A 21,168-nucleotide genomic window follows, 5' to 3' on the forward strand; every position below is an offset into this window, starting at 1 on the left:
CCGGGTCTGAACTCGCCTCGGCCTGCGGTCGGAGACTGCCGCCCGAGGGCCGGCACCCCGCAGGAGCGAACCCCGGGGAGCGCCTCGGGCTCGACCGCCTGCCCGCCCCGCGCCGGGCGCCCCTCCTCCTCGGTGCGGCGGTCGACTTCCGGCCACGCGGCTCCGGCGGGCCGCCGCTGTGCCTCAGGAAAGAACCGCGAAGGTGACACATGTTCAAAGATGCTTGCCAGCCAGCCACTTCGAGCAACTTCCTTCAATTCACCTCCATGGGGCGCTATCTTGCCAGGCGCATGCCAAAGCGATGTGTCCGCGATCCGGACCGCACGAGGAGTGCCCCATGAGACTGCCCAGCATCCGCAGGAGCCCAGGCCGGCACGGCAGCCATCCCGGCAGCAACTCCGGCAGCAGCCCGGGCGGCAGCCCCGGGGACCGCCACGGCCACGCGGAGGGCTCCGGTCGCCTCCGGGGCCCGCTGCCGCGGCGGCGCCCCCGGGTCGCCGCCCTGATCGCCGCCACCCTCACCGTCGCGGGCCTGGCCGCCGCGGGGCCCATCGCCTCACCCGCCGCCGCGGCCCCCGCCGGGGCCACCGCCACCGCGGGCACGGTCACCGGGTTCACCCAGAGCGGGAACACCTTCACGGTCACGGCCTCAAGCGGCGCCAAGGCCCGCGTGGTCGTCGCCCGCGCCGACATCTTCCGGCTCTGGCTCTCGCCCGACGGGGCCTTCACCAACGACCCGGCCGGCACCGACCTCGCCCCCACCACCGACTTCGGCCCCGTCACCACGAGCTATTCCGACGCCGGCGCGTACTACCGCATCACCACCGGAGCGCTCTCCATCCGGGTCAACAAATCGCCCCTCCAGTTCTCGGTCTACCGCGCCGACAACACCACCCCGGTCTGGCAGGAGACCCAGCCCACCAGCTGGACCGGCAGCCAGACCACGCAGTACCTCGCCCGCGGCGCGGACGAGCAGTTCTACGGCACCGGCCTGCGGCTGGGCGAATGGGCCCTGCGCGGCAAGACCGTCCCCGTCGCCGTCGACAACAAGTGGCGGGAGAACAACAACGCCAGCCCCGCCCCCTTCTACATGTCCACCAACGGCTACGGCGTCATGCGCAACACCTGGGCCCCCGGCTCCTACTCCTTCAACGCCCCCACCGCCCTCACCCACGACGAGAAGCGCTTCGACGCCTGGTACTTCACCGGCGACTCCCTCAAGGGAGTGCTCGATGCCTACACCGACGTCAGCGGCAAGCCGTTCATGGCCCCGATGTGGGGCTTCGAACTGGGCAACGCCGACTGCTTCAACGCCTCCAACCCCGACTACCAGGGCGACCACGGCCGCCTCCGGCACCAGACCACCCCGGACGTCGTCGGCTACGCGGCCGACGCCCGCGCCGCCGACATGCCCTCGGGCTGGTTCCTCCCCAACGACGGTTACGGCTGCGGTTACACCGCCCCCCTCAAGTCCACCGTGGACGCGCTCAAGGCCAAGGGATTCCAGACCGGCCTGTGGACCTCGACCGGCCTCGGCTCCATCGCGGACGAGGTGGGAACGGCCGGCAGCCGGGGCGTGAAGACCGACGTGGCCTGGATCGGCAGCGGCTACAAGTACGCCTTCAACGGCGTCCAGCAGGCCGTCGACGGCATCGAGAAGAACTCCGACGCCCGCCGCTACGTCTGGACCGTCGACGGCTGGGCCGGCACCCAGCGCAACGCCGTCGTCTGGACCGGAGACACCAACGGCACCTGGGACGACATGCGCTGGCACGTCCCCGCGATCACCGGAGCGGGCCTCTCCGCGCTCAACTACGCGTCCGGCGACGTCGACGGCATCTTCGGCGGCAGCCCCAAGACCTACACCCGCGACCTCCAGTGGAAGGCCTTCACCCCGGCCTTCATGACCATGTCCGGCTGGGGCGCGACGAACCCCTCCGCCGGCTACCAGGACAAGCAGCCCTGGCGCTTCGCCGAGCCGTACCTGTCCATCAACCGCAAGTACCTCCAGCTCAAGATGCGGCTGATGCCGTACCTGTACACGATGAGCCGCGTCGCGCACGAGACCGGCACCCCCAGCACCCGTGCGATGGTCCTCGAGTACCCGGACGACCCGGTGGCCCGCGGGAACCTCACCAGCGGCCAGTTCATGGCCGGCGACTCCCTCCTCGTCGCGCCCGTCGTCTCGGACACCTCCGTCCGCGACGGGATCTACCTGCCCGCCGGGAGCTGGACCGACTACTGGACGGGGAAGACGTACGCCGGTCCGGGCTGGCTGAACGGCTACCAGGCCCCGCTCGACACCCTGCCCCTCTTCGTCAAGGGCGGCGGCATCGTGCCGATGTGGCCGCAGATGAACCACACCGGTGAGAAGCCCGTCTCCACCCTCACCTACGACATCCACCCGCGCGGCACCAGCTCCTTCAGCCTCTACGAGGACGACGGCCTCACCCGCGCCCACCAGTCCGGGGCCTACGCCCGCCAGCGGGTGGACGTCACCGCCCCGGCGAGCGGCTCCGGCACGGTCAACGTCTCCGTCTCGGCCGCCACCGGCAGTTACACCGGCAAACCGTCCTCGCGCGGCTACGAGTTCACCCTCCACGTCGCCTCCGCTCCCTCCGCGCTCACGGTGGACGGAGCCTCCCTGGCGCGCCTGACCTCCAAGGCCGCCTACGACGCGGCCGCCACGGGGTGGTTCTTCGACCCGACCGACCGCTCCGGCGTCCTCTGGATCAAGACCGGTGCGAAGTCGGGCGCGTTCAGCGTCTCGGCCGCCGGCACCACCCTCCCGCCGGCCCAGCCCCTGCCCTCCTCCTCACCCCTCGACCGGTCGGGCTGGTCCCTGGTCTCCGCCGACAGCCAGGAGACGAGCGCCGAGAACGGCGCCGCCGTCAACGCCTTCGACGGCGACCCGGCCACGATGTGGCACACCGCCTGGTCCTCCGGGAAGCCCGCCCCGCTCCCGCACGAGATCCAGATCGACCTCGGCGCCCGCTACGCGCTGGACGGCCTCGGCTACCTGCCCCGCCAGGACGGCGGCGTCAACGGCCGCATCGGCGGCTACGAGATCTACGTCTCGGACACCACCGCGGACTGGGGCCCGCCCGTGGCGACCGGCACCTTCGCCGACACCTCGGTGGTCAAGAACGTCCCGCTGGCCGCCAGAACGGGCCGCTACCTGCGCCTCAGGGCCCTGACCGAGGCGGGCGGCCGCGGCCCCTGGACCAGCGCCGCCGAGATCGGCCTCACCGGCCGCCCCGCCCCGCTCCCCGCCGACGCCACCCTCGTCAACGCCGCCTCCGCGACCTGCCTCGACCTCCCGCACAGCGCGACCACCCCGGGCACCGAACCCACGCTGTACACCTGCCACGGCGGCCCCAACCAGCGCTGGACCCTCCAGCCCGACGGCCGCCTCACCGGCCTGGCCGGGGTCTGCCTCGACGCCGCGAACGCCTCCCGCGTGAGCGTCCGGCCGTGCGACGGCAGCGCCGGCCAGACCTGGCAGGCAGGCCCCCAGAGCACCCTGCGCAACGCCGGCCAGTGCCTGACCCCGGCCGGCTCCGCCACCGCCAACGGCACCCCGCTCACCCGTACCGCCTGCGACGACACCCCTGCCCAGCGCTGGACCTTCACCCCCTGACGGTCATCGGCCGAGCCCGGCCCGGCACTCGTGCCGGGCCGACTCGCTCGGCAGCGGGCGGAACGAGCCGAACAGCGCGGGCAACGAGCTCCCGGACACGTCCTGGGTGCGCGAGGAGGGTCCCGCCGGGTTGCTCGATGCGGCGCGCGCGCCGAGCCTCCGGAGCCACGCGACGACGTGGTCCGGCACGGGACCCTCCTTTCGGGCGGCTGTGGGTCGACACCCGTTCCCTCCTCCGCCGGGGGTCCGGACCCCGGTGGCGGAGGCCGGAGCGGGTTGCCGCCCGGGCCCTGCACCGATCGTGATCCACTCCAAACCCCAAGTCAATCCTCCGATTTCCTCCCCTGACCCAAGGGATATCTTGGGTCCATGACCCTCGACGACCTCCGCGTGTTCGTGGCCGTGTGCCGCGCCGGAAGCCTCAGCGCCGTGGCCCGTGACCTGGGCCGCACCCAGTCGGCCGTCAGCCAGCACGTCCGCCGGCTGGAGAAGGAGACCGGCGCGAGCCTGCTGGAACGCCACGCCCGCGGGGTCGTGCCCACCGAAGCCGGCCGCATCCTCCAGTCGGCCGCCGCCGACGGCATCGCCGGTCTCGACGGCGCCCTGCGCCGCCTGGACGACCTCGTACGCGGGGACGGCGGCTCGGTGCGCGTCACGACCGGCGCCACCACCGTCCGGCACTTCATGTCCGAGGCCGTCGTCGCCTTTCGCCGCAGGCACCCCGAGGTGAGCCTGGAGTTCCAGACCGAGAACTCCAGCCGCAGTTGCTTCGACGCCCTCGCGGCCGACGACCTCGACCTCGCCTGGATCACCATCGGCGACCCGGTCCGCGGCATCGAGCAGCGCCCCGTGATGGCCCTGCCCTGGGTGCTCGCGGTGGGCGCCGACGACCCCCTCGCCGCCCGCTCCCGGATCGACCCCGCCGACCTCGCCGGGATCCGCCACATCCGGCTTCCGGAGAACTCCGCCTCCCGCGCCCGCCTCGACGCCGCCCTCGCGGAATCCGGCATCCGCGTACGGTCCGACACCAGCGTCGCCGACTGGGACACCGCCCTGCTCCTGGCCGAACTGGGCCTCGGCCACGCCGTCGTGCCCGCGCTGCCCGGCTGGCGCGTCCCCGGCACCGACGGCCCGATCCGCCTCGTCCCGATCCCCGCCCTGCCGCCCCTCGCGGTCGGCTGGGCGGTCCGCCGCTGGTCCGCCCTGGCCCCGCCCGCCCGCGCCTTCGCCGCCGAGGTCTCCCGCAACTGCCGCGCGCGAGCCGCCGGGCAGCAGTGACGCAGGCGGCAGTGACGCCGGCGGCACCCCACGGCGTCCAACGAGACCTTCGCGACCCGCACGCCCCACGGCGCCGCTGCCCTACCGGCGGAAGGACGGGGCGGAGGGGATGATGGAAGCGGACACCGCTAGAGCCCGCTGGGGCGTGGAGGAGGTGCACGGGTCATGGCCGAACACGACGACGGTCCGTCGGCGCGGAATCTGGAGGAGGGCCGGCTGCTCAAGGAGCTGGAGGCCATCCACCGCACCCGACACGAGACGCTGCTGCACGGGTCGGACGACGCCCTGGTCACCCATACGCAGCGGATGAACGAGCTGGAGCACGAGTACGTACGCCGGCACCCGCAGCGGGCGAAGACGGCCGGACGCACCCGCTCGGGCGCCCGCGCCCGCTCGGGGGAGTAGGGCGGCGGGCCGGGGCCGGCGTCAGCGCTTCCTGGTGTAGCGGGCCCGCGCCCACAGCGGCAGGGCGAACCAGCACAGCAGGTACCACGTGAACACGCCGGCCACGAGCCACGGCGCGAAGGCGTTGCGGGTGGCCACGCGCAGGACCAGGAAGAGCGCGGACGTCATGCTGGCCAGCAGCAGGATGATGCCCGCGAAGGTGAGCCGCGAGGCCCAGGCGACGGCCTGGGGCTTGATGCGGCGGCCCTTGACGATGCGGTGGAAGGCGACGGGGCCGATGAGCGCGCCGGTGGCCAGGGACGCGAGGACCACGGTGGCGACGTAGATCGCCTTGTCCCATGCGGGCAGCCCGTGGAACTGGGCGGTGAAGACGACCGTCAGCAGGAAGCCGAAGAGGATCTGTACGCCGGTCTGCGCGACACGTATCTCCTGCACCAGCTCCTGCCACTGCCGGTCCGCGCGTTCCTCGGGGCTCTCGTTCCGGCCGTCTCCCGGGACCGCGTCCGCGCCCGCTCTGTCGCCATGGCCGGTGCCGTCGTCCTTGCCATCGTCCTTGCCGTCGTCCCTGCCGTCGTCCCGCATGGCCCCTCCGCCGTGGATGTGCCCGCCCGTGCCTCGCCCGGGCGCTGTTCTCTCATGCTGCACCTACCCCCTCGCGGCCTGCGCGCGCGGTTCTTCCCGAGCCGCTTCCGGGCGGCCTCGTACGAGCGCGGTGGGGCAGATTTGCTTCGAGTGAGACAAGTTTGTATCGTTCGAGGCGAAGGAGGCTCACCGCCATGGTGCACGAAGAAGAACTGCTCGACGCCGCGGCGCGTGTCCTCGCCGGCGACCACAGCGCCTCGATGGTGCAGATCGCCGCCGGAATCGGCACCAGCCGCGCCACCCTCAGCCGCCGCTACGCGACCCGCGAGGCCCTGCTGAAGGCGGTCGCCGTCCGCGCGATCCACGTGGTCGACGCGTGCCTGACCCCGGTCGACCTGCCCGGGACGGCCGACGGCGCGGCCTTCGACGCCGCACTCGAGGAGCTGGTCGTCGCCCTGCTGCCCGCGGCGCACCTCTACGGGTTCACCTCGCGCGACGCCACCGTCCTCGCGGACCCGGAGTTCCGCGCCGGCGTGGACCGGCAGGACCAGCGCGCGCTGGCCTTCCTCGCCCTCGGCCAGCGCCTGGGGCGCCTGCGCGCCGACCTGCCCCCGTACTGGATCTGGTACTCGCTCTGGGGTCTGCTCGACGCGGCCGCCGAGGGCGTCCGCGACGGGCACCTCGCCCCCCGCCAGATCGGCCGGCTGGTCCTGACCTCCTTCCTCAGCGGAACGCGAACCAGCGCGGTGCCCCCGCCTCCGGCGCCCGCACCCTGACCCGCTCCGCACCGCGCTCCACACCTGAACGGAACCTCATGCACACCCCCGCGCCGGACCCCCGCCGGTGGATCGTCCTGGCGATCCTCTCCGGCAGTCTCCTGCTCATCTCCATGGACACCACGATCCTCAACGTGGCCTTCCCCTCCCTCGTCGGCGACCTCCAGCCCAGTGCCGTACAGCAGCTGTGGATCATCGACATCTACGCGCTCGCCCTGTCCGGCCTGCTCGTCACCGCCGGCGCGCTCGGCGACCGCTGGGGGCGCAAGCGGCTGCTCATGGCGGGCTTCGGCATCTTCGCGCTGGCCTCGCTCACAGCCGTCTTCTCCAGCGAGGCCTGGCACGTCATCGCGGCGCGCGCCCTGCTCGGCGTCGGCGGTGCGGCCATCATGCCCTCCACCCTGTCGATCCTGCGCAGCGTCTTCACCGACGCCAAGGAGCGCGCCTTCGCCCTCGCCGTCTGGGCGGCCGTTTTCGGCGGCGGCATGGCCTTCGGCCCGGTCGTGGGCGGTCTCCTGGTCCAGGACTACGGCTGGCACTCCGCCTTCCTCCTCAACCTCCCCGTCGCCGTGCTCATCATCGCGGCCGGTGCGCGCTACCTGCCCGAGTCGCGCTCCGCGCGCAGCACCGGCCGCTGGGACTGGTGGGGCGTCGGCCAGTCCGTGGTCGGCATGCTCGCCCTGGCCGGTGGCATCAAGCAGCTCGGCAAGAGCGGTGTCGCCGACCCGCTGCCCTGGGCGCTGCTCGCCCTCGCCGTCGTGGCGCTGACCGTCTTCGTCCGCCGCCAGCTGCGCGTGGGCAACCCCCTGCTCCAGGTGCGGCTCTTCGGCAAGCCCGCCTTCAGCGTCGCGGCCACCGCGATCTTCCTGCCCATGATGGGCATGGGCGCGATCCTGTTCCTCGTCACGCAGTGGTTCCAGTACGGCCAGGGCTACACCCCGCTGGAGGCGGGCCTGCGCCTGCTGCCGGCGCCGCTCGCGCTGATCTGCGCCTCGATGGTGGCCCCCACCCTCATGCAGCGCTTCGCGATCCGGCACGTGCTCGGCGCCGGACTGGTCGTGCTGGCCGCCGGCATGGCCCTGCCCTGGGGCTTCCAGCAGTTCGCCGAGCTCGGCTACCCGGCCTTCGCGGCCGCCCTGACCGTCATGGGTCTCGGCGCCGGACTCGCCACGACGGTCGCCTCGGTCACGCTGATCTCCGCCGCGCCCGCGGACGAGGTGTCCAGTGCCGCCGCCATCGAGGAGACCTGCTACGAGCTGGGCTCGGCCATGGGCGTCGCCATCCTCGGCTCCACCGCGGCCGCCCTCTACCGGGGCAACCTGCCGGTCCTCGACCTGGACGGGCCGAGCGCAGCGGCCGTGCGCGACTCCGTCGGCGAAGCCGCCCACACCGCGGAACGGCTGGGCGGGGCCGTCGGCCAGGCGCTGATCGACACCGCCTCGCACGCCTACACGCTCGCCATCACCCCGGCGTTCCTGATGGCGGGAGCCCTCGCCGTCGCCGCCGCGGCCACCACCTGGACGCTCATTCCACGCGACCTCCAGCCGACCGAGAACCACTGACCCGGTCGATCCGGTCGATCCGGTCGACCACGTCGATCCGGAACGCGGGAGCGGCGGGCGCCGGGCCCAGGGTGGTGGTGCCCGGGGCGGACCGGTGGCCCAGCCCCGTGCGGTACGCGTCCAGGGCCGCCTCGGTCCGCCCCGTCCGCCGCAGCAGGTCGCCCAGCAGCCGGCACAGATCGGCGAGGTCGCCCGTGGCCCCGCTGCGCTCCAGCAGCGCCAGGGCCTGTACGTAGTGCTCCTCGGCGGCCTCGGGCTCGCCGCGTTCCTCGGCCATCAGGCCGAGGAGCCGGTGCGCACCGCCCGCGTGCACGGCGCCGTGGCTGTCCCCCAGGTCCCCCGGAGCCAGCAGCGCCGACAGCAGTTCGGCGGCCTCCCCGTACCGGCCGAGCCTACGCAGTACGTCGGCCAGCTCGACCTCGACCTGGGCCGTGTACAGGGCGGCGCGGCGGGCCGACAGCATCTCGCGGGCCGTCCGCAACTCCCGCTCCGCCGCCTCCAGTTCGCCGTTCTGGGCCTGGACGTAGCCGCGCATCCAGTGGCAGTGCGCCAGATCGGTCCGCAGCCGCAACTGCCCGTAGATCTCCTGGGCCTTGGCGAGGGAGGCGTCGGCATCGGCCACCCGGCCCTCGGCGAGGAAGGTGCGTGCCACCTGCCGGTGCATGCCCGCGACCAGCGCCGGATCGCCGACCCGCGGAGCGAGCGCGAGGGCGAGCTCGGCGGCGTGGGCCGCGCGGGCGTGTGCGCCCATGTCGATGTACGGGCCGATCACCGCCGCGTACAGCAGGACCAGCGCCTCGGGGTCGGCCAGCCCGCTCGTGCTCAGTTCGTCGATGGTCGATTCGAGCAGGTAGCACGCGTAGCGAAGTTCGCCGGCGAGCAGGTGCGCCACCGCGCGGCCGCGGATCGGGCGGGCCCGGCGGGGGAGGGGCTCGTCGGCCAGCAGGCGTTCCGCCGCCTCGAAGTGTCCTATCGCCTCGGGTAGTTCCCCGGATTCCAGGGCGCAGTCGCCGAGTCCGAGCCGGGCCTCCGCCTGTTCCGGCGCGAGTCCGAGCCGTTCGGCCTCGGCGAGCAGCCGCCGGTAGCGGGCGGCGGCCTCGTCGGCGTCGCCGGTGGCGAGGGTCTGCTGGGCGTCGGCCAGGGCGAGCCGCAGTTCGGTGGCCAGGTGGGCGGGGCGGCCGGTGGCGAGTTCCTCGTACGAGGTGTTCAGGCGGCCGGCGAGGAAGCGCAGCGCCGTCTCGGAGGGGCGGACCTTGCCCGACTCCAGCGTCGAGATGTAGGCGGGCGTATAGCTGGGCTCCGCCAACTGTCGCTGGGTCATGCCGAGTTCGGTGCGCATGCGCTGAACTCGGCGACCGATGCGGGCCGGTTCGTCCATGAAATCCCCCTGGTTGCTCGAACTCCTCAGTATTCAGGGGGACCGGGCCATTGCGCACGCCCCCTGCGGCACCCTAATTTAAGCAGCCGATTCAGCGTGCTTATCGCGCCGCTTAACCACCTTTCCCGGGGGAGGACTTGATGGGTCCAGCCGTACGCAGCACAGGCCGAGGCCGTCCGGCCGTACGCCGTCCAGCCGTCCGTTCCGCCGTGCGCGGCGCCTTCGCGGTGGCCTGCGCGGCCGCGATGCTGCTGGCGGCCGGCCCGGCGGGGGCGGCCGACACACCGCCGAAACCGCGCGTGGAGGTGGAGATACCGGGGCCGGAGCACGGCGGCGAGGCCGGCTCCGGGCACACCCTCGTACCGGCCGCGGGCGCCCGGGCCGAGAGCGCGGGGCGCCTCTCCGAGGCGCAGCGGGCGGCCGACGGCGCCGTTGCCAAGATGGTCGACAACGGACCCACCGCCGACCGCCTCGACGTGGTCGTCATCGGCGACGGCTACACCACCGCCGAACTGGACCGCTTCCACGCCGACGCCCGGCAGAAGTGGGCCGAGGTGACCGCCGTGGAGCCCTACACCACCTACCGCGACCTGTTCAACGTCTGGACCGTCGACGCGGTTTCCCGCGACTCGGGTGTCTCCGGAGACCCCGACCGGGCCGCCGTCCGGGACACCGCCCTCGGCTCGTACTTCTGGTGCGAGGAGATCGAACGGCTGCTGTGCATCGACCAGCCCAAGGTCGACGCCTACGTGGCCAAGGCCCCGGCGGCGGACCTCGTCATCGTGCTGGCCAACAGCGCGAAGTACGGCGGCGCGGGCTACAACGAGCGCAGCGCCACGCTCGGTTACGAGGGGATCTCCACGGCCTCGGCGGGTCACGCGAAGTCCGGGCAGGTCGCCATCCACGAGACCGGCCACTCGCTCGGCAAGCTCGCCGACGAGTACCTCTACCCGGGCCTGCCGGACTACGAGAAGTACACCGGCCCCGAGCCCGCCGAGTCCAACAGCTCCACCCTGCCCGCCGACCGGATGGCCGCGGAGCGGGCCAAGTGGTACCGCTGGCTCGGCGAGCAGTCACCCGACGGCGGAACCGTCGGCGCGTACGAGGGCGGCGGCTACTTCGCCACCGGGCTCTACCGCCCCACGGACAACTCGATCATGCGGGTGCTGGGCAAGCCCTTCAACCTCCCCGGTGTCGAGGCGATGATCGCCGGGTTCCACCGGCACGCCAGGACGGTCACCCCGCTGACCCCCACCGACCGCACCCTGCGGGCGCGCCACACGGCCAGGGTGGCCGTGCCGAGGCTGGCCGGCGCTGACGGCCGGCAGCTGGTGGTCCGCTGGTACCTCGACGGGCGGGAGCTGAAGAGGTTCGCGGGCCGGACGGAGGTGGCCGTGGCGGAGCTGTGGCTGTTCGACCTGCGCACGCACCGGCTGTCCGTGACGGCGGAGGACCGCACCCCCTCGGTGCGCGACCCGAAGATCGCCGACTCCCTGCGCTCCAGGGCCGATTGGGCGGTCAGGCTCTAGCGGACGGCCCGGGTTCGGTCCGGCGCCAGCAGGCCATGGCGCAGGAGAACAGCCCGAACAGCACGAGCCCGGCGGCGATCAGCACGAGGAGCCACGGTCCCGCCGGGGTCTGGGCGAAGGCGCGGAGGGTGTCGTCGACGCCCTTCGCCTCCGCCGGGTCGTAGCGCACGGCGGCGTACACGGCGAAGGCGCCGGCCGTGGCGAAGACGGCGCCGCGGGCCACCCCGCCGGTGACACCGAGGAACTCGACGGCTTTGCGGACGCTTTGGGGCGTGCCGTACATCGCCAGGGACTTGCGGAAGGTCCGCCGCACCGCCTGTACGGCGATCACGATGCCGCCGATGGCGATCGCCGCTCCCGCCGCGCCCACCCACCACGGGCCGCCCGGCAGCTCGAGGGCCTTGGCCGTCATGTCACGCGACTGTTCGTCGCTGGACTGTCCGCCGCCCGAACCGGCCGCGAAGGACAGCACGGAGAACGCGACGAGCGCGTAGAAGACGGTCCGGGCCGCCGCCGCCACCCGCTTGCTCGCCTTGTGGCCGTCGGGGCCGTCCGCGCCGAACAGCGCCTCCGACAGCCGCCACAGCATCATGCACACCAGGCCGATGCCGACGGCCCATACGAGGAAACCGCCGAAGGGCTTCTCCATGAGCTCCTGCAGCGCGCCCTTGCGGTCCGCCTCCTGCTCGCCGTCGCCGAACGCCACGCGGACGGCCAGCACGCCGACGATCACGTACAGCACTCCGCGCGCCACCAGTCCGGACCGGGCCACCACCTCCCGGCCCGTGCCGCCCGCCGACGCGGTCCTCACGCCCTCGCGTGTCCCCTCACGTGCCGCTTCGCCGCTCGTCATGCCACGCGGCTACCCGGGCTGGACGGCTCCATGCCCGCGGGACGACCACGCGGCGAGGCCGTCGAGGACCAGTCCGAGGCCCAGTTCGAAGCCGCGGTCGTCCAGTCCGGCCAGCCCCGCGCCGGTGGCCGCGGCCCCGCTCAGCGAGTCGGCCAGCGCCGGGTAGTCGGGCCGGTACTCCCCGGCCGGGCGGGTGAAGCCCGCGGTGAAGGTCTCCAGCGCCGAGCCGAGGACCAGGTAGTCGATGGCGGCGGCGGCCTCCGCGGCGCGCGCCGGCGTGCAGCCCGCCCGGATCAGGGCGGCGAGCAGCGCGTCGTAGCCGCGCAGGGCCGGAGCGGCCTCGACCCCGCGCCGCGCCGCCGGGGCGATCGCGTTCGGGTGGCGCAGGTACACCTGGCGGTAGCCGCGCGCGTAGGCCGCGATCCCCTCCCGCCAGTCGGGCGCCTCGAGCGGGCTCAGATCGATCTCCTCGTTGATCAGCTCCGAGACCGCGTCGAGGACATCGTCCTTCGATGCGACGTGGTGGTACAGGGAAGCGCCCCTGACCCCGAGCCGGTCCGCGAGCGTACGCATCTTCAGCGCCTGGGGGCCTTCCTCGTCGAGGAGCTCGAGGGCCGCGCGCGCGATGTTCCCACGGCTGAGCAGCGGCTGGTTCGGTCGGCCCACGGTGTGATCCCCCTCGTCATCGGCCGCCAGGTTACCCGCACGGAGGGCTTCCCAAGGGGTCCGCGTCGGGTTAAGGTCCCCGCATTCCCGCAACCTAACAACGTTAGATTTAGCTTCCGGGACGCGTCGGCCGACCGGTGCGTCCCGCCTGCGAGAGGTGCGACCATGCCCGACCTTGCCCCCGCACGCCCTGGACCGGGCGGCCCCGGTGCCGCCCCCGGTACCGACAGCGACGCCGCCCGCCTCGCCGACCTCGGCTACACCCAGGAGCTCAGCCGCAGCCTCGGCATCCTGGGCAACATCGCCATGGGCTTCGCCGTCGTATCGCCCGTCGTCGCCCTGTACGCCGTCTCGATGGTCGGCACGATGATCGCCGGGCCCGCCTGGATCTGGGCGCTGCCGATCGTGCTCCTCGGCCAGTGCCTGGTCGTGAACGTCTACTCCGAGCTGGCCTCCCAGTGGCCGCTCGCCGGCGGGCCGTACCAGTGGGGCCGCCGGCTGCTCGGACCGTCCTTCGGCTGGATGAGCGGCTGGGTGTGGCAGTTCGCCGTGATGTTCGGCAACACCACCGTCGCCTACCTCGCGGCCCCCTGGGCCTTCGCCCTCGTAGGCGCCACGCCCACCCCGGGCTCCCTGGTCGCGGTGGCCGCCGGGATCCTGCTGGCGTGCATGCTGGTCAACGCGTACGGGATCAGGATCCTGAGCTGGTTCGTCTCGCTCGGCATCGCCGCCGAAGCCATCGCCTCGGTGCTCGTCGGCTTCGCCCTCCTGCTGTTCTTCCGCGAGCACGGCTTCTCGCTGTTCACCGAGACCCTGGGGGCCGAGGAACTGTCCGGCGGATCGACCGTCGTGGCCTTCCTCGCCGTCCTGGCCGTGGCCGGCTGGGGCTTCATCGGATTCGACGCCTGCGTCTCGACCGCCGAGGAGACCAAGGACGCGGGCCGGCAGGTGCCCCGCGCCATGTGGTGGGCGCTGCTCAGCGTCGGCCTGGTGGTCATCCTGAACGCGATGGCGGTGGCCCTGGCCCACCCCGCGCCGCAGTCCGTCGTCGCCGGCGAGGACCTCGACCCGGTGACCACCGCCGTGACCACGGCCTTCGGGTCCTGGTCCGACAAGCCCTTCGTGGCCGTGGTCCTCGTCGGATTCCTCGCCTGCGCCATGGCCTCCCAGGGCGGCGCCGCGCGCGGGGTCTACTCGCTGGCTCGCGACGGCGTCTTCCCCTTCTCCCGCCAGGTGCGCAAGGTCAACAGCCGCCAGGCGCCCATCGGCGGGCTCGTCGCCTCGACCCTCGTCAGCTGTACGGGGCTGCTGCTCGGCCTGAACGCCACCGCGATCGGCAGCCTGATCGCCTTCGGCACCGCCGCCACCTTCCTGCCGTTCTTCCTGGTCAGCCTGGCCGCCCTGATCGCCCGCCTGCGCGGCACGTGGGTGCCCTCCGGCCACATCCGGCTGGGCCGCAAGGGCACCTTCCTGAACGTGCTGGCCGTCCTGTGGACCGCCTTCGAGGTCGCCAACGTCTGCTGGCCGCGGGCCGTCCTCGCTCCGCCGGGAGCCCCCTGGTACCAGATCTGGGCCGGCCTGCTCGGAACCGGTGTGGTGATCACGGCCGGGCTGCTCTACCTGGTGGTGAAGAAGCCGCAGAACGCGCTGCGCGCCGCCCAGGCCCGCGAGGAGAGCGCTCCGGGCGACCGGGCCGGCGAAGACGCCCGGGCCGACCGGGCAGAGGGCGGGCCGGCGGACGTGCTCGCCGCGGACACCCCCTAGCCCCTCCCGGTCTCACAACCGCCGTCCCCAGACCCAGGGCCGTCCGGCCCTGTCCTCAAGAAAACCCCCATCGAAGGAGTAGTGTCATGGACCTGCCACGAATGACGCGTCGCGGCTTCGGCGCCGCCGCCCTCGCGGCCGCCGCCGTCCCCCTGCTCGGCCGTACCGCCTTCGCCTCGCCGAGCGAGGACGCGTACCACGCGCCCGCCGAATGGGAGCCGCACGCCGCCTGCGTGATGGCCTGGCCGTGGGACCGGCAGGTCGGCTGGGGCGGGCTGCTCGCCGACGTCCAGGCCGAGATCGCCGGCATCGCCCGCGCCATCGCGCGCTTCGAGCCGGTGATCATGGTCGCCGAACCGGGCCAGGCGGCGCAGGCACGCCAGCAGTGCGGCAGCACCGTCACGGTCACCGAATACCCGATCAACGACTGCTGGACCCGGGACACCGGCCCCATCTTCGCGGTCAACGCCGGCAAGACCGACCGGATCGGCCTCGACTTCGGCTTCAACGGCTGGGGCAACAAGTACCCGTACGACAAGGACGACTTCCTCCCCGTCGGCGTGTGCTCCTACCTGGGTGACACCCGCCGGTCCGTCGACATGATCCTCGAAGGCGGGGCCGTCATCACCGACGGGCAGGGCACCCTCATCACCACCGAGGAATGTCTGCTCAACCCCAACCGCAACCCCGGCATGACCCGCGCGCAGATCGAGGCCAAGCTGCTCGCCTCGTTCGGAGCGAGCAAGCTCATCTGGCTGCCGTACGGGCTCTACCACGACGACATCACCAACGGACACGTCGACCTCGTCGCCGCCTACCTGGGCCCCGGCAAGGTCCTGCTCCACACCCAGCCCGACACGACCAGTCCCAACCACGCCAGGATGGCCGCCAACAAGGCGGTCCTCGCCGCCGCGACCGACGCCTGCGGCCGGCCCTTCCAGGTGGTGGAGATGCACCACCAGCCGCACTTCCGCCAGAGCGGGCTCAACGTCGAGACCTTCAGCTACACGAACTTCTACCTGACCAGCGGCAGCGTGGTCGTACCCACCTCCGGGGAGCCGGCCGACGCCCTCGCCCTCGCCCAGTTCGCCACCCTCTTCCCCGGCCGTGAGGTCGTCGGCACCCGGGCGCGCGTCCTGGCCTGGGGTGGTGGCGGCGTCCACTGCGTGACCCAGCACGTGCCGGCGGTCGCCGGCTGAGAGCCCACCGGCCGGTGACCGCGGCGTCGGGGGATCGCGGCGGGCACCGGCCGGTGTCACACGGGGGCAGGCCGAAGGGGCTACAGCGCGTCCATGCCCCTGTCGTCCATCATTCCGCTCTCCTGCTCGCTCTGCTCCTGGAGGCGGCGGGCCTTCTCCTGGAGCCGCCGGCGCTCCTCCGGGTCGGTCGAGCGGGCGGCCGCATCGTTCAGCTCCTGGGCCTTCGCGCGCATCTGCTGGGACCGGCCGCGGGATTCGCCTGAAACGCTCATGATCACTCCTTGATCTGGGGGAGAGCGGGCGGATTCAGCGAACCAGCAGGGCACGGAGCCCGCATCTCGAAGGGTCACCGAGCGTGACCCGTCCGGCTCTCCGGGCGCGCCCGACCTCCTGGCCTGGCTTAGGCTCGGACCAGGCGCGAGAAGGGGATGGTTCTCATGTGTCGCTGGCTGGCCTACTCCGGGTCGCCCTTGCTCCTCGACGCCGTGCTCTACCGTCCGGAGCATTCCCTCATCAACCAGAGCCTGCATGCCCGGATGGGCGTGGAGTCCACCAACGGCGACGGGTTCGGCATCGGCTGGTACAGCGCGGACGGAAGCGGCGACGGGACTCCCGCCGTCTTCCGCGACATCGCGCCGGCGTGGAACAACCGCAACTTGCGCGAGCTGGCCGGCCACGTCCGCTCGCCGCTGTTCTTCGCGCACGTACGGGCCTCCACCGGCTCGGCGATCCAGCAGACCAACTGCCATCCCTTCCGGCACGGGCGCTGGCTGTGGATGCACAACGGGGCGATCACCGACTTCAGCCGGCTCCAGCGGGACCTGTGCATGGCCGTCGACCCGGCCCTCTTCTCCTGCATCGAGGGCTCCACCGACTCCGAGGTGATGTTCTACCTCGCGGTCACCTACGGCCTCGACCAGGACGTACCCGGCGCGGTCGCGCGGATGGCGGGCCTGGTGGAGCGGCTCGGCAAGGAGCACGGGGTGGCGGACCCGCTCCAGATGACGGTGGCGGTGAGCGACGGGGAGCGCGTCTGGGCCTTCCGGTACTCCACGCAGGGCAGGTCCCGGTCGCTGTTCTACAGCAGCAAGGCCGAGACCGTACGCCACCTCCACCCCGAGCTGGCCTTCCTCGCCGAGGTCTCGGACGCCACGCGGCTCGTGGTCTCCGAGCCGCTGGGAGACCTCCACGGAATGTGGAACGAGCTGCCCGAGGCGAGCTACACGGTGATCCCCGCGGCCCCCGGGGAGGACTACCTCCCTTTCGTCCCGGAGCCGCCCTGACCCGGCCTCGCGTTGCGGCGTCGCGGGGGTGACCGCCCCGCCCGGTCCGGTACCGGACCTCCCCGATCGGCGGAAGCGATCGGCGTTCCCTCCGTGTCGCCGCGCCCACCGGCGGTCCCGACCTGGAACCGTCTGCGCATGACCGAAAGTTCGACCCCGTACATCTCGGCGGCCCGGGTCACCGTCCTGGGAGTGCACCCCGGCACCCCGCCCTTTCGCATCGTGGAAGTCGACGGCGAAGTCGTCGGCAGGGCCACCTCGATGACCGACGTGCTCTTCGTCGCCGCGGCCGCGGGCGTCACCGTCCACGACCTCGACGACCCGGAGGCGGTCCGCTGGGTGGGCGGCGGCAAGTTCACCTGGAGCCCGCATTAGGGGGTGGCCACGGATCAGGCTGAATGAACACGCCTAGGGGATGTCCGCCGCGAGGGACGTGGTGAGGGTGAACAGGGCTCCGTCCGGGTCGCGCAGCGCCACCCACCGTTCCGTGGCGTTCGACGTGATGTCCGAGACGGTGCGGCCGCCCAGCGACACGGCGGCCTCGATGGCCGGCTTCAGCCGGGGCACGCGGAAGTGGACGTGCCAGCGCGGCCGGGTGTGCGGGGAGTAGGAGGCGAGCTCGACCGGTCCGCTGTTGAGGCGGGCCACGGGCTCGCCGCCCTGCCTCAGGACCACCTGGTCCTCCTCGTAGGAGACCTCGCAGCAGCCGGTCCGGCCGGTGGCCCACTCCAGTACCGCCCCGTAGAACATCGCCGCGTCGAAGGCGTTCCTGGTGCGCAGCTCCAGCCAGGCGGGGGCCCGGCCCCGGCCCACCCGCCAGTCGCGGGACACGGCGCCCTCCCAGATGCCGAAGACCGCGCCGTCCGGATCGGCGACCAGCGCCGCGCGGCCGCCGGTGGGGAAGGAGACCGGGCCCACCGCGATGGTGCCGGTGCGCTCCCGGATGCGGTCCACGGCCACGTCGGCGTCCTCGACCGCGAAGTACGGGGTCCAGGCCACGGCGACCCCCAGGTCGCTCGCCAGGGCCCCGATGCCCGCGACGGGGACCTCGTCCATCTCGGCGACCGAGAAGGCCTCGCCCAGCCGGGCCGGCCGGAAGGTCCAGCCCGCGACCGCCCCGTAGAAGCGCTGTGACGTCCCCAGGTCGCGGGCCATCAGACTCACCCAGCACGGAGCCCCGAAAACCTCCCGCGTAGAAAGCTTCACCGGTCGCTCCGTCCCTCGGGGGTCCCCGTCTCATTCTGGTCCTTTTCGGGACGCTCTTCGAGCGAAGCCCGCCCTCAGCGGCCGCGCACCCCCTACGCTCGGAAGCCGGACGCCCGCGCACGCCCGGAAGGCAGGTCTTCCATGGCCGGATCAAGCATTCCCGTGATCGATCTCGGGCCGTGGCGGTCCGGCGACCGTGATGCCCGGGCCCGTACGGCGGCACGCGTCGACGAGGCCTTGCGGGAGGCCGGATTCCTCCTGGTCACCGGGCACGGGGTGGATCCCGCGCCGGCTGCCCGGATCCGGGAGGCGGCGCGCGCGTTCTTCCGGCTGCCGGCCGCTGCGAAGGAGCCGTACGCCGTCACCGTCGGTGGCCGCGGCTGGCTCGGCCCCGGTGCCGAGGCCAACAGCTACGCCGAGGGGACGGCCTCGCCGCCCGACCTGAAGGAATCGTGGTCCTGCGCGGCGGACGACCCCACGGGCGACGCCGCCGTGGACGCCGAGTGGTTCCGCCCCAACGCGTGGCCGGCGGAGGTACCCGAACTGCGGGCCCTGGTGTCGCAGTACCTGGGCCTGATGCGGGCCCTCTGCGACGAACTGCTGGAACTGCTCGCCACCGCCCTCGGCCTCGACGAGGACCACTTCACCCGGCACACCTCCCACCCCACCTGGGGATTCAACCTCAACTGGTACCCGGGCACCGAGGTCGTCGGACCGCCGCTGCCCGGACAGTTCCGCATCGGCCCGCACACCGACTTCGGCACGGTCACGGTCCTCGACCGGCAGCCCGGCTCCGGCGGACTCCAGATCCACACCGACTCCGGCGGCTGGGAGGACGCGCCCTACGACCCGGCCGCCCTCACCGTGAACATCGGTGACCTGATGGCCCGCTGGACGGGGGACCGCTGGCGCGCGGGCCGGCACCGGGTACTGCCACCGCCCGCCGAGGAGCTGATCTCGCTGGTCTACTTCTACGAGTGCGACGCCCACACCCGCGTGGAGTCCCTGCCTGCCCCCGTGGGGCGGGTGGTGCACGACCCGGTCGACTCCCACGCGTACCTGCGGGACAAGCTCCGCGCCATCAGCGTCCCGGCGGGCCGTACGACTTCCGGGTGACCCGGTCCCTCCCCGGGACGGACGGCCGGATCATGCCGAGAGCTGACGACCGGCGGGGCGGCGCTGCATACGGTCGCATTCATGACCCGACGCCGAACAGCGGCCGCAGCCGCGTTATTCGCCCTGCTCCTGCCCCTCCCGCTCGCCGCCGCGGGCACCGCCGCCGCGGCGGACCCGCCGCCGCCCGCTTCCGCATCCGCACCCGCTTCCGTATCCGTAGCCGAGGACAGCCGTACCGCGCTGGAGCTACCGCGCCCCACCGGACGTTTCCCCGTCGGACAGGACACCCTCCACCTCGTGGACCGCAGCCGCACCGACCCCTGGGCGAAGTCCGGGCCGCGCGAGCTGATGGTGACCCTGCGCTATCCGGCGCAGCGCGGCACGGGCGACGGGCCGGCCCGCTACCTCACCGACGAGGAGGCCCGGCTGCTGCTGATCGACCGCGGGCTTGACCAGGTGATCCCGGTGGAGACCCTCACCGGTACCAAGACGTACTCCCGGCCCGGGGCCCGCCCCGCAGGGGGACGCCATCCGCTGGTCGTCCTGTCCCCGGGCTTCAGCGTCCCGCGCGCCACCCTCACCTCGCTGGCCGAGGACCTCGCCTCGCGCGGATACGTCGTCGCCGCCGTCGATCACGCCTACGAGAGCGTCGGAACCGAGTTCCCCGGCGGCCGCGTGCTGCGGTGCCTGGCCTGTGAGCAGACCGGAAGCGAGGCGGGCTACCGGAAGGTCACCGACACCCGGGCCCTGGACGTGTCCTTCCTCCTCGACCGCCTCACGGGACGCCACCCCGCGTGGCGCCACGCGGGCGTCATCGACCGCGCCCGCATCGCGATGGCCGGGCATTCCATCGGAGGTGCCTCGGCGGTCGCCGCGATGGCCGCGGACTCCCGGATCGGGGCAGGGATCAACATGGACGGCGGCCTGCACACACCGGTCCCCGAGACCGGGCTCGCAGGCCGCCCCTTCATGCTGCTCGGCGCCCAGAGCAGCGCCCCCGGCGGCATGCGGTCCTGGGACCTCGGCTGGCCCGGCCTCGACGGCTGGAAGCGCTGGATCACCTTCGCGGACTCGGGCCACTTCACCTTCACCGACTTCCCGGCGATGGCCGAGCAGCTCGGCCTCCCCGACCAGGAAGCCCCGCTGCCCGGCGGCCGCTCCGTGGAGCTGACCCGGCGCTACGTCGCGGCCTTCTTCGACCAGCACCTGAAGGGCAGGCCGCAGCCCCTGCTCGACGGCCCGTCCCCCGACGCACCGGAGGTCCGTTTCCACACCCCCTGAACCGCTCCCCGGACCCCACCCCACCGGGTGGCGCACGACCGCGCCGACGGGGCGGCCCCGCGTGGGGTGGGCCGATTACCGCTGGTCCGGGGAACTTCGGCAGGATGTGGGCCATGACCGAGATCCGTACCCCCCGACTCCTCCTCCGCCGCTGGACCGACGACGACCTCGTCCCCCTGTCGGAGATCAACGCCGACCCGGAGGTGATGCGCTGGATCGGCGACGGCTCCGTCCTCGACCTGGACCGGACCGCCGAGGACATCGAGCGCTGGGAGGAAGAGTGGGACGAGGAGGGCTTCGGGATCTTCGCAGTCGAACTCCTGGGCTCGGGCGAGCTGATCGGAGCCGTCGGTCTCTCGGTCCCGGAGTACCTGCCCGAGGTGGCGAACGACGTCGAGGTCAGCTGGCGGCTCGGACGCCAGTACTGGGGCCAGGGCTACGCCTCCGAGGCCGCCCAGGCCACCCTGGAGTTCGCCCTCCAGGACCGGGGCCTGGACCGGGTCGTCGCCGTCAACCGGGCGGGTGACGAAGCCTCCGAGAACGTGATCCGCAAGCTGGGCATGGTGCAGGAGCGCGACACCACGGACCCCCGGTACGGACACCTGCTGCAGATCCACTGCATCGACCTCACGGAGTACGAGGCCTGATCC

At 72.9% G+C, this 21,168-nt stretch carries 20 protein-coding genes; 13 read left to right on the top strand and 7 right to left on the bottom strand.

All coding sequences use genetic code 11. The annotated features are described in order from the left end of the window. Positions 1-337: 337 nt before the first annotated feature. Positions 338-3,640, top strand: coding sequence for a TIM-barrel domain-containing protein (locus ACIP5M_RS06185; protein ID WP_401192547.1), 3,303 nt, complete (start codon positions 338-340; stop codon positions 3,638-3,640). A gap of 3 nt (positions 3,641-3,643) precedes the next feature. On the opposite strand, the gene ACIP5M_RS06190 is transcribed toward ACIP5M_RS06185, so the two are convergent. After that, positions 3,644-3,829 carry a hypothetical protein gene (locus tag ACIP5M_RS06190; RefSeq protein WP_401192550.1) on the bottom strand — a complete coding sequence of 62 codons (186 nt, stop codon included), beginning with the start codon at positions 3,827-3,829 and terminating at the stop codon, positions 3,644-3,646. 180 nt (positions 3,830-4,009) lie between these two features. Here ACIP5M_RS06190 and ACIP5M_RS06195 point away from each other — a divergent pair, with 180 nt between their 5' ends. Together ACIP5M_RS06195 and ACIP5M_RS06200 are read left to right on the top strand one after the other, a co-directional pair. Next, positions 4,010-4,918 (top strand): LysR substrate-binding domain-containing protein, encoded by a 909-nt coding sequence (locus tag ACIP5M_RS06195; RefSeq protein ID WP_401192553.1) that lies wholly within the window; start codon positions 4,010-4,012, stop codon positions 4,916-4,918. A gap of 165 nt (positions 4,919-5,083) precedes the next feature. Further along, positions 5,084-5,323 (top strand): DUF6158 family protein, encoded by a 240-nt coding sequence (locus ACIP5M_RS06200; protein ID WP_401192556.1) that lies wholly within the window; start codon positions 5,084-5,086, stop codon positions 5,321-5,323. A gap of 21 nt (positions 5,324-5,344) precedes the next feature. Here the strand turns inward: ACIP5M_RS06200 and ACIP5M_RS06205 are convergent, their stop codons facing one another. Further along, positions 5,345-5,905, bottom strand: coding sequence for a DUF6328 family protein (locus tag ACIP5M_RS06205; protein ID WP_401192559.1), 561 nt, complete (start codon positions 5,903-5,905; stop codon positions 5,345-5,347). Positions 5,906-6,099: 194 nt separating this feature from the next. Here ACIP5M_RS06205 and ACIP5M_RS06210 point away from each other — a divergent pair, with 194 nt between their 5' ends. Both ACIP5M_RS06210 and ACIP5M_RS06215 read left to right on the top strand, forming a co-directional pair. Beyond that, complete coding sequence (locus ACIP5M_RS06210; protein ID WP_401192562.1) at positions 6,100-6,681, top strand: TetR/AcrR family transcriptional regulator; 582 nt, start codon at positions 6,100-6,102, stop codon at positions 6,679-6,681. A gap of 38 nt (positions 6,682-6,719) precedes the next feature. Beyond that, a complete protein-coding gene (locus ACIP5M_RS06215; RefSeq protein WP_401192565.1) occupies positions 6,720-8,243 on the top strand; it encodes an MFS transporter in 1,524 nt (507 codons plus the stop codon). On the opposite strand, the gene ACIP5M_RS06220 is transcribed toward ACIP5M_RS06215, so the two are convergent. After that, a complete protein-coding gene (locus tag ACIP5M_RS06220; RefSeq protein WP_401192568.1) occupies positions 8,206-9,621 on the bottom strand; it encodes a tetratricopeptide repeat protein in 1,416 nt (471 codons plus the stop codon). The two genes, ACIP5M_RS06215 and ACIP5M_RS06220, sit on opposite strands and share 38 nt — an antisense overlap. A 245-nt stretch (positions 9,622-9,866) precedes the next feature. Here ACIP5M_RS06220 and ACIP5M_RS06225 point away from each other — a divergent pair, with 245 nt between their 5' ends. After that, positions 9,867-11,150, top strand: a complete 1,284-nt coding sequence (locus ACIP5M_RS06225; RefSeq protein WP_401193534.1) for a M64 family metallopeptidase — start codon at positions 9,867-9,869, stop codon at positions 11,148-11,150. On the opposite strand, the gene ACIP5M_RS06230 is transcribed toward ACIP5M_RS06225, so the two are convergent. Together ACIP5M_RS06230 and ACIP5M_RS06235 are read right to left on the bottom strand one after the other, a co-directional pair. After that, positions 11,140-12,003, bottom strand: a complete 864-nt coding sequence (locus tag ACIP5M_RS06230) for a DUF1206 domain-containing protein (RefSeq protein ID WP_401192571.1) — start codon at positions 12,001-12,003, stop codon at positions 11,140-11,142. The genes ACIP5M_RS06225 and ACIP5M_RS06230 overlap by 11 nt on opposite strands. Before the next feature lie 9 nt (positions 12,004-12,012). Beyond that, positions 12,013-12,669, bottom strand: a complete 657-nt coding sequence (locus ACIP5M_RS06235; protein WP_401192574.1) for a TetR/AcrR family transcriptional regulator — start codon at positions 12,667-12,669, stop codon at positions 12,013-12,015. Positions 12,670-12,834: 165 nt separating this feature from the next. Between ACIP5M_RS06235 and ACIP5M_RS06240 the strand changes: the two genes are divergently transcribed. Next, entirely contained in the window at positions 12,835-14,433 is a 1,599-nt protein-coding gene (locus ACIP5M_RS06240; protein ID WP_401192577.1) for an APC family permease, read from the top strand. Between the two features lie 86 nt (positions 14,434-14,519). Further along, positions 14,520-15,632 carry an agmatine deiminase family protein gene (locus tag ACIP5M_RS06245; RefSeq protein WP_401192580.1) on the top strand — a complete coding sequence of 371 codons (1,113 nt, stop codon included), beginning with the start codon at positions 14,520-14,522 and terminating at the stop codon, positions 15,630-15,632. A gap of 80 nt (positions 15,633-15,712) precedes the next feature. On the opposite strand, the gene ACIP5M_RS06250 is transcribed toward ACIP5M_RS06245, so the two are convergent. Continuing rightward, the gene (locus tag ACIP5M_RS06250; RefSeq protein ID WP_401192583.1) at positions 15,713-15,904 is read right to left on the bottom strand and encodes a DUF6381 family protein; all 192 of its coding nucleotides are present in this window, start codon (positions 15,902-15,904) and stop codon (positions 15,713-15,715) included. Positions 15,905-16,069: 165 nt separating this feature from the next. Between ACIP5M_RS06250 and ACIP5M_RS06255 the strand changes: the two genes are divergently transcribed. Together ACIP5M_RS06255 and ACIP5M_RS06260 are read left to right on the top strand one after the other, a co-directional pair. Continuing rightward, entirely contained in the window at positions 16,070-16,915 is an 846-nt protein-coding gene (locus ACIP5M_RS06255) for a class II glutamine amidotransferase (RefSeq protein ID WP_401192586.1), read from the top strand. A 138-nt stretch (positions 16,916-17,053) separates the two neighbouring features. Continuing rightward, the gene (locus ACIP5M_RS06260; protein WP_401192589.1) at positions 17,054-17,290 is read left to right on the top strand and encodes a hypothetical protein; all 237 of its coding nucleotides are present in this window, start codon (positions 17,054-17,056) and stop codon (positions 17,288-17,290) included. Positions 17,291-17,323: 33 nt separating this feature from the next. Here ACIP5M_RS06260 and ACIP5M_RS06265 read toward each other — a convergent pair whose 3' ends face one another. After that, complete coding sequence (locus tag ACIP5M_RS06265; RefSeq protein ID WP_401192592.1) at positions 17,324-18,070, bottom strand: VOC family protein; 747 nt, start codon at positions 18,068-18,070, stop codon at positions 17,324-17,326. A 192-nt stretch (positions 18,071-18,262) separates the two neighbouring features. On the opposite strand from ACIP5M_RS06265, the gene ACIP5M_RS06270 reads away from it, so the two are divergent. The 3 genes from ACIP5M_RS06270 to ACIP5M_RS06280 all read left to right on the top strand — a co-directional run bounded on the left by ACIP5M_RS06270 (position 18,263) and on the right by ACIP5M_RS06280 (position 21,165). Further along, positions 18,263-19,237, top strand: a complete 975-nt coding sequence (locus ACIP5M_RS06270; protein WP_401192594.1) for an isopenicillin N synthase family dioxygenase — start codon at positions 18,263-18,265, stop codon at positions 19,235-19,237. A gap of 81 nt (positions 19,238-19,318) precedes the next feature. Next, on the top strand, positions 19,319-20,518 hold the full coding sequence (locus tag ACIP5M_RS06275; RefSeq protein ID WP_401192597.1) for an alpha/beta hydrolase family protein: 1,200 nt from the start codon (positions 19,319-19,321) through the stop codon (positions 20,516-20,518). Between the two features lie 113 nt (positions 20,519-20,631). Beyond that, on the top strand, positions 20,632-21,165 hold the full coding sequence (locus ACIP5M_RS06280) for a GNAT family N-acetyltransferase (protein WP_401192600.1): 534 nt from the start codon (positions 20,632-20,634) through the stop codon (positions 21,163-21,165). Positions 21,166-21,168 lie beyond the last annotated feature (3 nt).

This window comes from Streptomyces sp. NPDC088762, from assembly GCF_044750905.1.
In the GTDB taxonomy this organism is placed as follows: Bacteria; Actinomycetota; Actinomycetes; order Streptomycetales; family Streptomycetaceae; genus Streptomyces.